Source organism: Microvirga calopogonii (assembly GCF_003347665.1).
GTDB classification, from domain to species: domain Bacteria; phylum Pseudomonadota; class Alphaproteobacteria; order Rhizobiales; family Beijerinckiaceae; genus Microvirga; species Microvirga calopogonii.
In genome coordinates, this window is sequence record NZ_QDGA01000113.1 from 1 (window position 1) to 14,735 (window position 14,735).

Annotated in this window: 16 protein-coding genes; 2 read left to right on the forward strand and 14 right to left on the reverse strand. The window is 59.2% G+C overall.

Features of this window, described 5'->3' with window-relative positions; translation table 11 throughout:
• Positions 1-106: 106 nt before the first annotated feature.
• The 14 genes from istB to DDF70_RS31565 all read right to left on the reverse strand — a co-directional run bounded on the left by istB (position 107) and on the right by DDF70_RS31565 (position 12,025).
• On the reverse strand, positions 107-859 hold the full coding sequence (istB, locus tag DDF70_RS31495) for an IS21-like element helper ATPase IstB (protein WP_114945129.1): 753 nt from the start codon (positions 857-859) through the stop codon (positions 107-109).
• A gap of 11 nt (positions 860-870) precedes the next feature.
• A complete protein-coding gene (istA, locus tag DDF70_RS31500) occupies positions 871-2,412 on the reverse strand; it encodes an IS21 family transposase (protein ID WP_281024360.1) in 1,542 nt (513 codons plus the stop codon).
• Positions 2,413-3,002: 590 nt separating this feature from the next.
• Positions 3,003-3,218 (reverse strand): hypothetical protein, encoded by a 216-nt coding sequence (locus DDF70_RS37170; protein ID WP_162820811.1) that lies wholly within the window; start codon positions 3,216-3,218, stop codon positions 3,003-3,005.
• A 389-nt stretch (positions 3,219-3,607) separates the two neighbouring features.
• A complete protein-coding gene (locus tag DDF70_RS31515) occupies positions 3,608-4,645 on the reverse strand; it encodes an EscU/YscU/HrcU family type III secretion system export apparatus switch protein (protein WP_114948590.1) in 1,038 nt (345 codons plus the stop codon).
• Positions 4,642-5,460 (reverse strand): type III secretion system export apparatus subunit SctT, encoded by an 819-nt coding sequence (gene sctT / locus DDF70_RS31520; protein WP_114948591.1) that lies wholly within the window; start codon positions 5,458-5,460, stop codon positions 4,642-4,644. Before sctT ends, DDF70_RS31515 begins: the two co-directional genes overlap by 4 nt.
• Positions 5,457-5,717, reverse strand: a complete 261-nt coding sequence (locus tag DDF70_RS31525; RefSeq protein WP_162820812.1) for an EscS/YscS/HrcS family type III secretion system export apparatus protein — start codon at positions 5,715-5,717, stop codon at positions 5,457-5,459. Before DDF70_RS31525 ends, sctT begins: the two co-directional genes overlap by 4 nt.
• A 29-nt stretch (positions 5,718-5,746) precedes the next feature.
• Complete coding sequence (gene sctR / locus DDF70_RS31530) at positions 5,747-6,412, reverse strand: type III secretion system export apparatus subunit SctR (RefSeq protein ID WP_114948592.1); 666 nt, start codon at positions 6,410-6,412, stop codon at positions 5,747-5,749.
• Positions 6,405-7,466, reverse strand: a complete 1,062-nt coding sequence (gene sctQ / locus DDF70_RS31535; protein WP_114948593.1) for a type III secretion system cytoplasmic ring protein SctQ — start codon at positions 7,464-7,466, stop codon at positions 6,405-6,407. The genes sctR and sctQ overlap by 8 nt, the downstream gene beginning before the upstream one ends.
• 44 nt (positions 7,467-7,510) lie before the next feature.
• Positions 7,511-8,047: a hypothetical protein gene (locus DDF70_RS31540; protein ID WP_114948594.1), complete on the reverse strand. Its 537-nt coding sequence runs from the start codon at positions 8,045-8,047 to the stop codon at positions 7,511-7,513.
• Positions 8,023-9,369 carry a type III secretion system ATPase SctN gene (sctN, locus tag DDF70_RS31545; RefSeq protein ID WP_114948595.1) on the reverse strand — a complete coding sequence of 449 codons (1,347 nt, stop codon included), beginning with the start codon at positions 9,367-9,369 and terminating at the stop codon, positions 8,023-8,025. Before sctN ends, DDF70_RS31540 begins: the two co-directional genes overlap by 25 nt.
• An 8-nt stretch (positions 9,370-9,377) precedes the next feature.
• Positions 9,378-10,001, reverse strand: coding sequence for a type III secretion system stator protein SctL (gene sctL / locus DDF70_RS31550; RefSeq protein WP_114948596.1), 624 nt, complete (start codon positions 9,999-10,001; stop codon positions 9,378-9,380).
• Positions 9,998-10,576, reverse strand: a complete 579-nt coding sequence (locus tag DDF70_RS31555; RefSeq protein ID WP_342633966.1) for a nodulation protein NolU — start codon at positions 10,574-10,576, stop codon at positions 9,998-10,000. Before DDF70_RS31555 ends, sctL begins: the two co-directional genes overlap by 4 nt.
• A 78-nt stretch (positions 10,577-10,654) precedes the next feature.
• Positions 10,655-11,521, reverse strand: coding sequence for a type III secretion system inner membrane ring lipoprotein SctJ (gene sctJ, locus DDF70_RS31560; protein ID WP_114948598.1), 867 nt, complete (start codon positions 11,519-11,521; stop codon positions 10,655-10,657).
• 9 nt (positions 11,522-11,530) lie between these two features.
• Positions 11,531-12,025 (reverse strand): nodulation protein NolB, encoded by a 495-nt coding sequence (locus DDF70_RS31565; RefSeq protein ID WP_114948599.1) that lies wholly within the window; start codon positions 12,023-12,025, stop codon positions 11,531-11,533.
• A gap of 183 nt (positions 12,026-12,208) precedes the next feature.
• Here DDF70_RS31565 and DDF70_RS31570 point away from each other — a divergent pair, with 183 nt between their 5' ends.
• A complete protein-coding gene (locus DDF70_RS31570) occupies positions 12,209-12,904 on the forward strand; it encodes a secretin N-terminal domain-containing protein (RefSeq protein ID WP_114948602.1) in 696 nt (231 codons plus the stop codon).
• Positions 12,905-13,193: 289 nt separating this feature from the next.
• Positions 13,194-14,735 (forward strand): HrpF/NolX family T3SS translocon protein (locus DDF70_RS31575; protein WP_114948600.1); only part of this gene is annotated, 1,542 nt, incomplete at its 3' end.

A 14,735-nucleotide genomic window follows, 5' to 3' on the forward strand; every position in this document is an offset into this window, starting at 1 on the left:
GACACCCATTCCGATTTCATTCCGGACAGCGTTCCGATCTGAAGCCGGACACTCTCCTCGTTTGATCCTGGGTCATGGGAGATGGTGGAGTGGGATTGGCCGGTCGTCAATCGGACGATGATGCAGCGGCCGGGGAGCGCTGCTTGCGCAGGCTCTCGCCGGACAGTTCAATCCTGTAAGCATTGTGGACCAGGCGATCCAGGATCGCATCGGCGATGGTCGGATTGCCGATGATCTCATACCAGCGGTCGACCGGGATCTGGCTCGTCACGATGGTGGAGCGCCGCTCGTACCGGTCCTCGACGATCTCCAGCAGATCCCGCCGCTGATCGTCAGCGAGCTTCTCGGGCCCCCAATCATCAAGGATGAGAAGATCCACGCGGGCCAGCGCCTTGAGCATGCGCGCGTAGCGGCCGTCCCCGCGGGCCAGACCAAGCGCCGCAAACAGCCGCGGGGCACGGTGATAAGCGACCGAGAAGTCCTCCCGGCACGCCTTCTGGCCCAGCGCGCAGGCCAACCAGCTTTTGCCGACCCCGGCTGGTCCGGTCAGCAGGAGCCCGCGTCGTTCACGGATCCAATCGCAGCCGGCCAGCTTGAGAAAGAGCCCGCGGTCGAGACCGCGCGCCGCCCTGAAGTCGACATCCTCGACATGCGCGTCATGGCGCAGGCGGGCCGCCCGCGCCCGGCTCTCAAACCGCTTCTGACAGCGCAGCGTCGCCTCGCGTTCGAGCAGCAGTGCAAGCCAGTCGCCATGCTCGAGAGCCCGAGCCTCGGGCTGGGATTGCAGAGCCTTGAAGGCACTGGCCATGCCGTGAAGACCAAGATCGGCCAGCAGAGCGAGAGTGGGATGGGTCAACATGCAGGATCTCCTTAGTGGAAGTAGCCGGGGCCGCGCAGGTTGGCGTGCTCCAGAATGGCGGTGGGCTCGGGGTCGCGGGCGGGTTGGGCGGCCAGGCGGTTGGCCAGGATCGAGGCGATGCTCTTGGAGGTGAGCGCCCCGATCTGGAGAGCGCGGGCCGACACCGCTTCAGCGCGAGCGGGTTCGAGATCGCGCAACAGGCGCAGAACCCCGAGGCAAGTCCGGAAGCCCTGCTCAGGATGCGGGCGGCGCGCCAGAATAGCCGTGATCAGACCTTCCGTCTGAGGGCCGACGGACGCCGCCCAACGGCGGAAGCGCTCCGGGGTCCAGTCGGCATAGCGCCGATGGGAACTCGGCATGTGGTCCGGGTCGGTGCCGTGCCGGCGCCCACCGTAGCGGCGCTGATGGGTTGCCACGCGCTGGCCGCGGTGGAAGATCTCGATCGTGCGGCTGGTGGCCCGCAGGTCGACCTGCGCGCGGATCAGGCCGTGCGGAACCGAATAGAAGAAGCCGTCGTACTCGACGTGATAGTCCGTGCCGACCCGCACGAAGCGCCATTCGGCGAACTCGTAGTCGTCGCCCGGCAGCGGCGCGAGCGCCGGGCGCTCCATCGTCTCGAAGAGATGCCGGCGGCTGACCCCGAGGCGGCGCACGACATGATCGTTGATGCGCTCGCACGCGCCGGCAATCGCCGCATTGGCTTCGGCCAGCGAGAAGAAAGTCTGGTGCCGCAGCCGTCCGAGAATGCAGGTCTGGGCAAAGCGCACGCCATTCTCCACTTTGGCTTTGTCCTTGGGCTTTCGTGGCCGCGCCGGCAGGATGCCGATGCCGTAATGCGCGGCCATCATGCCGTAGCTGCGGTTGATCTCGGGATCGTAGAACGAGGCCCGGTTGACCCCTGACTTGAGATTGTCCGGCACGATCAGGCGCGGAACGCCGCCGAAGACGCGGAACATGCGCCCATGCGCGCCAATCCAGTCCGGCAGGGACTGGGTCCAGGTCGCCTCAGCGTAGGTGAAGTTGGAGGCGCCGAGCACGGCGACGAAGATCTCGGCCTGGCGGATCTCGCCGGTGTCGGAATCAACGATGGCGATCTTCTTGCCGGAATAGTCGACGAACACTTTGTCGCCGGCAATATGGTCCTGGCGCATGGTCGGCGAGAGCCGGCTCTCAAACGAGCGGAAGAGCTCGCAGAAGCGGCTGTAGCCATAGCCGTTGGAATGGACGGCCCGGTACTCCTCCCAGAGGATTTGCAGGGTGACGCCGGGCTTCTTCAATTCGACGATGGCTTCGGCCCAGTGGGGCTCGGGCCGCCGGCGCTGTCCCTGCTTGACGCCGGCGCGGGCGAAAAGCCTGTTCTCCAGGGCCTCGTCGGTCAGGTCGCCGGGCAAGGGCCAGCTCAAGCCGGCCTGCTCGGCGCGCTTGAGGTTCTCCTGGACGGTGCTGCGCGCGATCCCGAGCCTCTCGGCGATGTCACGCACGCTGATGCCGTCCCGGGCCAGGCGCAGCATCTGTCTCAACTGTCTCATGGTCAGCTTCCTCTTGGCGGGCATTCCATTCTCCTCGATGACGTGAGGAGGGTGATGCCCGAGTTGCTGACCCAGGGGATCATCAGAGTGGGGAAAGTGTCCGGTAATTGATCGGAACGGTGTCCGGCTTCATTCCGGAATGCTGTCCGGCGTCAAATCGGAATCCCCGTCCGGATTGAATCGGAATCCGCACACTGGCGTAGCAACTGGCATCCATGGCAGGGCTCCAGGATCGTCAAACAGCCCACATCCGCAGCAGCGGCCAGCTCCACACCTATGATGAATCAAAGACTTAGGTTGAGCAATAAAATTGCTCACCAGCCTCTTAATGAGCTTCACGAAAGCGTTGTCGCATATGACCCTGTTGCGCGCTGGCGCGGTCGGAGCACCAGACCTCGGGCCGGTGCCCACCCATAAGGGTCCGTCACGCCTCGCAGGCCAGGGAGACGTGACGGACTACAGTATCCGAGCAGCGGAACACCCAATGCCAGGCGTTGGCACCCTCGGTCCGCACACCGGTCTGATCAGAGGCGACGACCCGGGCCTGGCCCAACGCCGCGATGCCTCAATTGCGCTCGGCCCCGAGGGCACCCTCGCCAGCCACAGGACGTTGATCACCCCACCTCGCTGACGGTGAGCCCGAACGGGTCCGCGAATGCGCTTTGCAGCAGCCTGTAGGACAGAGCCTGGGAGGTGTCGTGATAAGTGATGGCATGGGCGTGTGACACGAACGGTGTCCCCTTGCAGCGTCCGGCACGGATGCGGCGATCCGCGTCCACGCGCCGGCAGCGCACCGTCAGGCGCCGACATAAAGTGACGCGGGTCGCCACCTCCGGGAGGTCAAATTGCCCGTGGATGCTGATCGTCTCCGCCGACTAATCCGCTATCTGAACGGCTTCGCAGCGCAAGAACCGGTTAGGACGGTGCTCGACCACTTCATACGGCGTAGATAGGAGGATCCGGCTGCGGCCTTCGTGGCCCGTTTTGGAGCACTCGCGCGGCTCCTTGCGATCAGTCGAGGGAGGTTCGGAGGATTTGGGTGAGGTCTTTTGCAGCCCCTGCAGTTGCAGCGCCAACTCGATCAGTTCTTCTTTGCTCAGACGCTCAAGATCGCTGCGGCCCACACAAACATGGAATCAGTGAAGCCCGATTTGTGGAGGGACCTGCATAACTACAAAATGACCGCGGCCCGCGCGGCCGGCCAACGCGGTGGTCAAATTTATACTAAGCCTGCAGAGTAAAGAGCTTTCGCGACAGGTGCGAAATATTGCGCAGGAATGGCTTCGCCCAGCTTCGTCGCGCTGATAAGCTGACGCGTAAGAACATCATCACGGCGGATGTGGACACGTAGCCTCCGCGCTTCCCTTAACATTTTTGGAGCAGCCTCACCCTCGGCGCGGCAAACCAAGATTGGCACCCCGATCTCGCCACGAACGTAACGCAGACCGACGAGTACAGCCTTTCCTGCCAAGAGCAATGTGGCCCGGTGCACTCCCAGCGAAGGCTCGTGCGCAGCCTCGTTCCAGAGGCGACGTCTTTCAGTCTTTAGCTCCGGCGTACCTTCCTGATCCTTGAACTCACGCATCACCTCGGTTCTGGTCATGCGCATTTCGCGCAGAAACAACGCACGCTGCACCAGGAGATCGATCAGTCCGCCGACCAGAAGGGCACCGGCTCCGATCTGGCTTAGCAGTTTCGCTTGCGTAAACACGAGGCTGATACATCCCACGCCGCAGATCGGAAGATAGACCATCGTCTTCCACGTGCCGAGAAGGAAGAGAAGAAAGATTACGCTCAGGACAATTGCTTTGACTATAGTCTTGCCAACCTCCACTGCCGAACGCGCCGACGCCATCCGCTTCAGCCCATCGAACGGATTAATCTTTTCAAGATTGAGCGTCATTGCCTCCAATGAGAAGACAAATCCACCGTTGTTTATCAATCCAGCCAGTATTACCGCAGCGATGAGGGTTCCGAGCAACGGGCCAACAGTTTCCAGTGTGAGTTCGATGAGCAGGATGAGGGCCTGCCAGACCGCTATGCTGAAGGGCAGGCTCTGCAGTTTATCTACCAATAGTAGCGCTTCGTGGCATTTGGCTTGTATCTCGCTGCCTCTGAACCAGATATAGCCGAGCCCACCGCATGTGGCGGCCGCACGGACGAAATCGGAGCTGCGCGCGATCTGCCCTCTTCTGCGCGCCTCGTTTAGCTTGCGCGAGCTTGCGGCATGCTTCTTCTCTTCACTCGACTCGCTCATTTCAGCAGTTCGCCCAGCCACTCAAGCGCGCCATTCGCTGGTTTGATCTCCAGTCTCATTGCCACCACCAGATATGCAGTATAGCCAGTCATAACAATCGGGAACCCGATATTCTTGATGATCGGAGACAGATGGCTCGACTTGAATTGCGGCGCAAAGCGCAGAAGTATCATCATTGAGAGGTCAACCAACAACAGGAAGGACACCACAGGCCCGGAGACCAATAAGGTCGTGAGCATCATGTGGTCGAGGAGTTCTAACAACTCCGTTGCTGCCCCGGCGGTCGGTGTGGGGTAGAACCGATACACAGGCCAGATCTGGAAGCTGCCATAAAGGGCGCTGGCCACAACCTCGAAGCCTCCCGAAGCGACGAAGACCGTAATAGCGGTGATCCCGAGAAAAATACCCATCGCTGAAGCCTGACTGTTCGTTGAGGGGTCGGACGGAGCGGATGGGCTGCTGATGCCGCGTTGGTTGTCGATAAGCTCACCGGCCGCCTGAAGGCTCCATAACGGAATGCCGAGGAAAGTGCCAAGTAATAGGCCGGCAAAGATCTCCTTCACACCGAGCAGAGTCACCTGGATCAGACGTGTTTCCGGATCGAGCGCCTGCAATCCATCACTGACGAATGGCAAGCACGGGAGCCCCAAGGCGACAGCACAGGAGCCACGGATCAGTCCGCTGAGCTGAGCCCGCGCAAACACCGGCAGCACAATTATAATGCCCGTCGCCCGAGCCGCGCTAAGGCCGGCTGCAGCGAGGAGTTCGATAGCCGAATGGATCAGGTTTTGAATCTCGGCCGGCAACGCAATCATGGTGGAGGCTGGTAGCTAGGAGCCATTGCGGGAAACTCCGTAAAGATTTGGTCAGCCAGCGCTATGAGCGGGGCGCTCAGCACAGGCGCAAACAGGCCAATCACCGCCACCACAACCAGAAGCTTTACCGTGAGGGGCAGGCTTTCATCCTGGATTTGCGTCGCCGCCTGGATGATCCCGATGACCAAGCCAACAATCACCGACGCAATGAGCGGCGGTAGAATCCAGATCATGAAAACCATCAATGACCGGCTCATAAGAGTGACAATGCTAGACTGAGTAATATTCAACCTCCCGGTGTGGCGTAACTCAACACAAGTCCGTGCATCAATCTCGACCACCCATCAATGGCGACAAACAAAAAAAGCTTGAAAGGGACAGAGATTACTGTCGGTGACACCATCGACATGCCCATCGCCATCAGAATTGCCGTTACGATAAGATCGATGACAATAAAGGGAAGGTAGAGAAGGAATCCTATCTCAAATGCGCGCTTGAGTTCTGAAAATAGAAAGGACGGTACGAGAATGGCGATATCATCGGGTGTGGTTCTGGCGCGCATTTCCTCTGGCCAAAGTCTTTCTGTCGCGGACAGGAAGAAACGGCGCTGCTCTGAACTTGTGAACTTCTTGAGATACTCGCGTACGGGCTCTCCCCCCTCTTTCGTGGCGCTTACCCAGTCGTCTAGCGTTTGATAACGGATCCTCGAGTCGGTCATACGACTATAGGCCTGTTCAATAACAGGTGCGCTGATGAAAGTGGCGAGGATGAGTGCTGCCGCGTACAGCACGACGTTCGGTGGTATAGTCTGGGTCCCGAGCGCATTGCGGACGAGGAACAGAACAACCGAAACCTTTATAAACGCCGTGGTTGTGACGACCGCCAAAACCAGAAGGCCGAGTCCGGCTGTGACCGCAAGAAGTGATAGAATCGGCGGCTGAATCTCAGTCATTGCATGTCAACCTGCTGCGAAGCCTGATGCCCAGCTCGTCTCCGACCCGCACGATGTCGCCACGACCGATGCGCCGACCGTTGGCTAGGATGTCGACGGGACCGTCGATCGGCCGACCAAGCTCGAAAACATGCCCTTCGCCCGCCCTTCTCAATTCTCCTAGAGACATAGGCCAGCGGCCGCATTCAAACACAAGCATGATTTCTATATCATCGAGATCTGCTTCCGATCGTTCTTGACGGGACTCGGGTTGGGTCGTCATATCCACATGCTCCATGGGGTGCGATCGCGGGCGGAAGGGACCCCGCAGGATCAAGTTGTCGCCCTCAATGTCTGCTCCGGCCCATAACTGGCCCACGGACAGGACGATCTGGCCGCGGCCAAATGGAGATATGTCTGGCAATAGAGCATCACCGATACATGCTTTGCGAACAAGCGCTGCCGGAGCACAGAGCGTGCCGACCACTCCTGCAACTATGGCCGGAAGTTCCTGGGGAACCTCGCGCGGCTGTAGCGGCAACTGGCGGATCAGTTCGCCTAATGCGCGGAAGGCAGGCGGCACCAAACCATCAAGAGGAGAGAACAGGAACAGACGGCCCTTGCCATCGACCGGGCCGAAGACGAGGTCAAGCTCTAGATAAGGAGCCACTGTTAGGGCTTCACCCAGGCCTACAAGCTGTAGGTTCAGCTGCGTCTGGCCCTCCAGTTGAGCCAAAAGCGGATCGAGTGCGAGTTCGAGAACGAGCGAAGCAGTTGGTTCGGAAGGCAAAGCAAGGCCGCTCTGTACTGTCGCGACGAGCGCCTCCACAAGCCGCTGTGACAGCGACAAGACGATCGTTTCAGCCCCGACGCGCCAAACGCAGTCAAGCATCGGAACAGTGGAAGGTTTCTGCTGCCAAACAAGCCCTTGTGTCCGCACCGACAGCGGCTTGTCGCCGATCCGGCTGTGAAGGGGCCGCCTGGAAGATGCTATATCATTGAGCCACGAGACGACCTCGTGGGACAATGTTAGCGCTGGTTCGAAGACAGTGGTTTTGACCAGAGCGGCTACCATTGCGGCTCTATGCTGCACAATCGCATCATTCAGGATCCTTGGGCTTAGCGGACCGGGTCGCGCGACAAATGGGCGAGCGAAACCCGCCCATACCGATGGCATATCTCGTCGTCCGCTTCTATTTCGCCTGCGGTCTCCGCATGAATATCTGCGGAGCGCCGGACGTCATCCTTAATAAGTTTCCATTTGTGCTTTGCTATCGAACGTTTGACCCATAGGCCCCTCATTTCAGACGCCGCTGCCTCGGCCTCTCCCTGAGCGAGGCGAGCACCATCGAGTACGCGGTGCCTAGAAGTGACTTCCGCCGCAAGCCGGTCAATTTCAAGGTGGTGACGGTCGAGCGCAGCGCCAGTCAATGTGTCAAGCGACATCAACTTTCCGTAGAGTGCCGCTTCCCGCAGTTCGCGATGTTGCAGTGCAATTGCAAGCTCCTCGGAGGCGCTCTGTACAGCTGAGGTGGCCATGCGTCGCTGACCTTCCTTCGCCGATAGCTGCCTAAGCGCGCTACGCTCTTGCAAATTCTTTAAAAACGACAACCTCAAGACGTGAACCTGATTCACGCAGTCAGACGCGACATCCATGCGATCGTTTCCTCAAAATCAGACGCCTCGCCTTCGCGCTGGCGCAAAAACTCTCTCAGGTCCCCAATCGTGGCGACAGCCCGGTCAGTTAACAGATCGCCGCCTTGCTGGTATTCGCCGACCTTGAGCAAAAACTCGGTCTCCGCATAGCGCGAAAGCAGATCGCGGAAAAACGACGCTGACGCGCGATGGGTGTCAGAAACGATCGCATCCATAACACGACTGCGACTCTGCAGCACGTCGATAGCAGGGAAATCCGATCGTGCCGCAATAGCGCGCGAGAGCACGACATGGCCGTCGAGAATGCCGCGCGACTCCTCCGCGATTGGATCCCCGGCACCGTCACCTTCGACGAGGATCGTATAGAACGCTGTAATCGAGCCTTGTTCATCCATGCCGGCACGTTCCAGCAGGCCCGGAAGCATGGCGAAAACAGAAGGAGGGAAGCCGCGCCGGGTCGGCGGTTCGCCAGCAGCAAGGCCTATTTCGCGCATGGCGCGGCAGAATCGCGTCAGCGAATCCAGCATGAGCGCTACACGTAACCCTTGTTCGCGAAAGTATTCCGCCAGCGCGGTCGCCACAGGAGCACACTGCGCCCGCTCCACGGCCGAGCGGTCCGAGGTCTCAACAACGACGATCGTACGGCGGAGGCCCTCCTCCCCAAGATGCCGCTCGATGAATTCACGAACTTCACGTCCACGCTCGCCTATGAGGGCGACGACGAAGACGTCGGCAATGGCACCTCTTACGATCTGTGACAATAACGTCGACTTGCCGCAACCGGGCTCGCCATAAATCCCAATTCGCTGGCCCTCTCCACATGTGAGGAGACCATCCAGGGCGCGGATCCCGAGCGGGAAGGGCTGCTCAACGATGCGCCTTTTCATTGGATTAGGCGCCTTGGCGTGCAGCGGACGGGTTTCGGCAGCTTTGACGTCGCCCTTGCTGTCAAGTGGACGGCAACGACTGTCAATCACACGGCCAAGCAAATCGGGACCGACCGGCACTTCACGCATTCGTCCGGTGGGTACGACCTCTGCGTGGCTGGACAGACCCACTAAGTCACCGATTGGCGTGAGCAATACCCCATTGTCCAACAAACCGATCACCTCTGCTTCAAGCGACAGGCCAGTTCGCGCATCCTGCAGCAGACAAAGCTCGCCAATCCGAGCACCCGGCAACACGGCATTGACAAGGGTTCCTACGGCGCGCGTGATTCGGCCACGCACGACACGCGTGTCGATTTGCTTTACTATGGACCTCAAAGACGAGATTGCCGGATCGGGAGCACGGCTATGGGTGGGATTAGTATGCTGTGGCATTGGGGGGATCACAGTTCGCCCCCGTCAGAATGGACGCGAAAGCCAAGCCGCAGCGCACGCATCTGTGCGTCAAGTCCAAGCTCCACATTACCGTACTCGCTCCAGAGCACGCACTGTTGTGGTGACAACGTCGGATCCGGATCAACTCGAACCCTCGGCTGACCCTCCCGCCCGTCGCATCCAATAAACGCACGCGCGAGCATGTCGACCTGCGTGGGATGCACATGAAGGTAAACTTCCGCGCCGCTATAATTGCGCTCGATCGCATGACGAACCGCGGTGACCAACAGCTCGCCCGGATCGAAGGCCCCTAGAAGCTCGGTTATTATCTCTATCACCAGCTGTGGTAGTTCCTGCTCTAGAACCGCCCTCCGGCGCGCCACCTCGGACGCCGCCCGCGCGATGAGCCGGGCCATCTCCTCAGCGCCTGCATTCAGGCCATCGGCGCGGCCCCGTGCCCATTCACGTTGATAGGCGGAGCGCGCCCACCTGCGAACCCGCTGCCGATGCCGGTCTGCTGCATCACGCGCTTCTGCAGCGCAATGCCAGGTCTCGAGTTCACTCGCTGATATCAGTGGCCCTAATGGGCGCATCTGCGGCGTGATGGGAGGCGCGGGGGCGTCGGCTGTCATGTGGCCCGGTTCTCCGCACCAAGCTGGGTTAGGACAAGCGAGACCAGCCGGCCGGAGGCCTTACTGTGTTCAGGCGACGGGCTTTCTGCGGCGGTCCCGAGGGGCAACCGAAGAAGAACGCGCTTACGGCCGAGGGCTGTACTGTCATTGAGCCAAGCGCCGAGACAGGCATGCCCGTCGTGGTTGATTTGCTGTGCCAATTGTTCAGGATCGGCAATCGGAGCGTTTGCGAGCGCGATCGCATCGGCGAGATGTCGGATGCCGAACGCGTGGGCATCAGCGCCAATGTGCTCTGCAAGTACTGCGAGGTCAGACTTAGAAACGAGCTTCAGCAGCGATCGCGCATGCCAGACACTACCAGCAAGGAGCGCAACCCGCTGGGGATCACGCCCGCCGAGAAGATCCGGCTCCCAGTTGCTTCCACTCGCATGCAGTTCATTGTCAAGCAGCAGCTCCGCCAATCTTGACTGCAGCCGGGGATGCTTCTGCAACTGCACTATCGTCGTGGCGGACAGCTCCGGATCAAGACGCGCGGCAAGACGGGTTGGATGGGCCAAAGCGGCAACATCGTTCAAGCTCGCCGAACGCGATTGGAGCGATTGAACGGATCCGGAAGTAGATGCGGGCATCAGTATTGGCATCGGGAGTACCAGTCACGCGCTGCGGTCGATGATACTTTTTGCGAACGGGCTCGATAGCGCAACCACCGAGCGACCCTCGGGCTTGGCCCGTGTGCCCGATGATTGCCTGTGCCGGCGTCTTAGAGTACTGGTTAAGAAATAGCACGCTGCCGCAAGTAAAGCTACGGCAACACCCGTCCCGATGGCTAGAAGGGGCGCTGGAACCGAGCCCGATGGTTGGGCCGAAAAACTTTCGAGTACGAGCCGTTGTTCGCGTACGGAGTGCGCCACTGGTACAAAGACCACTTCGACTTTTTCGTAAGACAGTCCTTCGATGCTGTCGGCGACGAGCATTTTTATCTTCGGTAGCAGAACTGAAAGATCCTCTTTGGCATCATGGCGGATAAAAACTGCCGCCGAGGATGGCGTACCGCCTGATCGTAACAGGTCGTTATTCGGCAGAACGACATGGACACGCACTGAAAAGACCCCATCGATGTCGTTGATGGTACGCGACAGCTCCTCGCTCAGGGCATACACATATCGAGCGCGCTCCTCAGTCGGTGAGGCAATCAGGCCTGATCCACTGAAGATCTCGCCGAGATTTTTGAAAGACTGGCGCGGCAGCCCTTTGGCGCTCAGGAGTTCGATAGACAGCGCAAGCTGCTCCTCGTCAACCTGAAGCGAGGAGGTTCCATCCTTCGCCGCAACACGGACTGCGTCGACCCCGCTGTCGATCAGAAGCGCGAGCATCTCATTCGCCTCACGCTCCTGCAACCGTGTGTAAAGATCCACCTTGCAACCGCTAAGAGCAAACAGAAGTGGCAGCGTGACGAGGCGCAACGATCGCCGACCGAGTGGCCAGCTATGGATCATTTTGACGTGAGCTAACTTAATCATCGCCGCCGCTCATCCTTGCTTTATGAGCGTATTCACAGACGAGGTGACGCCGCTGACACCCTTGGAAATTATAGAAATCTGTGTGACGCCAAAGTAGAGATCCCGCAGACCAGCGATCATTGCGCCGAAATCGTGCCCGATCGGCGTTCCCGCTGCCGCACCGTCAACAGGGAGCTTCTGCGCCGGCCCAGGTAGAGCGTTCTTTTCGTGGCTTAGCTGCTTGTCGGGCGCGGAAGAAGCAACTGAATTGTCTCGGCAGATGGGAGAGATCATCTGGAACAGGCGGTCGCCCCAGGGGCTTGTCTGCGCGGTCGTGCGTTCAACATCCAACGGCGCGGTGACTGGCACCACCCTTGCCGGCCCAAGCACGGTATCATTCTTCGAATCGGCGGCCGCCTGCGCTAGCGCACACTCAAACTGCGCCTGCTCGCCCAGCGGCGGTGATGCCGGCGCTGGACAAAATTCGGTCGGATTGGCAGAGATTGACGAGACAGGCATCATCATGCAAGGACTCGATTTGTTTCTCGTTCGCGTTGAATGAGTCCAGCCGGTTCTCACCCGCTGTTGCGCCGATACCTAGCGAAGCGAGCTGACGACAAGCTTACGAGGGTGCAATTATCACAGAATAAGGTGTCTTCGCGGCTTAAGTGGTTTTGAGAGTTTCAGCCTTTGATTTATCAGGACGCCATGTCAAGAGCTCATATCCGACCCACCATTCTGCGCAACCTGAAGAGACTCTTCTTTGTCGGGCTTTTCGTCTCCTTTGAAATACGCTCAACTCTCGGCTTGTCTCTATCGCTTCCCTCGACGCCCTATAGGTATACGGTTCTGGATCAGGATCTCTCTGCCGCGCTGAAGGAATTCGGAAGCAACCTGAAAATTCGCGTCAACGTCAGCGCCGAGGTAAGGGGACGGATTCGCGGGCGTATGCCGGATTTGGCGCCGCGCGAGTTCCTCGACCGGTTAACGGAACTGTACGATCTTCAGTGGTATTTCGACGGCCTTGTGCTTTATGTGTCTGCTGCCAGGGAAGCACAGACTCGGATGCTTGTGCTGGCCCCGGTTCGCTTCGATGCATTTAAGACAGCTCTCGATGAGCTTGACATATCCGATGCCCGCTATGTCGTAAGGCCGGCGCCGGGGAATGGTCTCGTCTTGGTTTCCGGCCCACCTCGCTTCGTCACGCTCGTGGAGCAGACGTTCAACGGCCTCGTCGCCGAGGCGCGTGCGCAGCTTCCCGTCGCGGCGCCGACGAAGCAATCCGTACTGATACTGTTTCGGGGCTCCTCCACCATGGTCGTGCGCGATGGACGACCGGAGGTCTCCAATTTTTCTGACGTACCGCCACAGGACGGTGTGAAGCGTGAGTCGAATCAGAAATAACTGGGATCCCGCAGCTTCTGAGGAGGTACCAGCCGCGGCCGCATCCTGAATCGATTCTTTGGAGTTAGTCAGGTTGTCGAAAGCTGAACCGGTCATGATGAGATTCGGGACGCAGCGATCGTCGGCCAGGTGGGCTGGAAAGAGAATGTGGGGCGATCAACAAGCAGTGCACTCAGAGCACGGTTGTGGAGGAGTTGGTAACCCGGCGAATGCTCATCACCATTATCGCTGGTGACTACATATCGTGACGCCCTTGTCGCGGATGCAACTTCATGTCTGAGGAGCCACAATGCCAGTCAGTAACGCCAACATCCTTTTCTCGCAGTCCGCTCAGACAAGGTCAGAGCCGGTATCGGCTTTCGACGAGACTCAGCAAAGCGCATCTCGGTTTGAGGCGATGCTGATCATGTCCCTGCTAGAGGACAAGACCTGTCCGTCGGAACTCCGTGACCCGCTGGCGCGGGAATCCGCTTCGACGGCGGGAGCATTGTCCCGGGAGCATTCGGAATCCGTGTCAGATGCCGAGTCGTCGTTGGAGTACTTGGCCCAGCACCCATTGGACCTGCTGCCGCAAAATATGAGGGTAGCTATTGAGTCGATGGATCGGGGGCCGGAGCCCTCTGAGATCGCCAACCCTTCTGTTGCACAGGCGCCCGTTAAAAGCGAGAGAATCACGTGGAATAGCGGCTCACTGACCCAGGCCGAGTTGGAGATTGTAGCAGTGCTGAACCGCCACAAGGACCAAGCTCCACTCAGTTGGGATTCATTGGCAGATAAAGCCAACGATCCCTCTACGCCCCCGGATTTGAAAGCGGCGATCAAGGGATTGCAGCAGGATCCAGAGCTGTTTTATGCGATCGGCTCGCAGGGCGATGGCCGCTGCGGTGGCAAGATCACGGCGAAGGACTTGTCCGGATTCTCCCGCCATCACTCCCAAGTTGCCGAATTTCAGGATAAGCAGGCACAAAGCTACGTTCAGAACTACATTCCATCCGACAGCACGGGTGATCCGCAGCCGTCCGCCATGACTCGGAGCGACGCATTACGCGAGCTTTACCGATACTCTGAAAACCTGCCCGAAAACTTGAGTCTGGCTGAATTCAAGCAGATCGTCGAGGGTGAATCAAAATCTGGCAAATGTCCACCCCAGGTCATTGCGGCGGCTCAGTACTTCGTCAGCCACTCGGATGAATGGAAGCAGTTATATGGTGGTGGAATAGACAAGGTGCACAAAGAGGACTTTCTTCAAGTCGCTTCTTCGTCGATGAGTCTCACGCGTACCGAGCTTGAGACGTTAGAAACAATTAAGAGCAATCAGGACGCCTTCTTTGGAAGCGGTGACCTGACGCGTGACAAGCTCGCGAGGATGGCGGAGGACAAAAGCCTCGACCCGAAAGTGCAGGAGGCGGCCTCTCAGTTGCTCTCTGATCCTCTGCTGTTCAGTCAGCTTAACAATGCGATCACAGGCTATGAGACCAATAATTCATTCTTCGACTTCGGCGGTGGCCACACGGTCGACTCCGGTGACATCAGCAATGAAGACTTTGCTCAGTTCTACCAAAGCATGTCGCTGGCGAACCGCACGGTCCAGCAGTCAAAGACCCATGTGCCCGAAACCGCTGCGGAACAAAACGCGGTTTCGGATATGCTGGCGGGCCGGACGGACCAGCCTGACACCAAGTCACCGAAGAAAAACGGTGGGGCTTTTATTCACGCCGTCGGGGACGCGCTCAAGATAGTGTCGCCAGTGCTCGATTGGGCGGCGACGGCGGTGGGTTTGTTGAGCTTCGTTCCAGTGCTTGGCCAAGTGGCCGATGCCGTCTCAATGGCG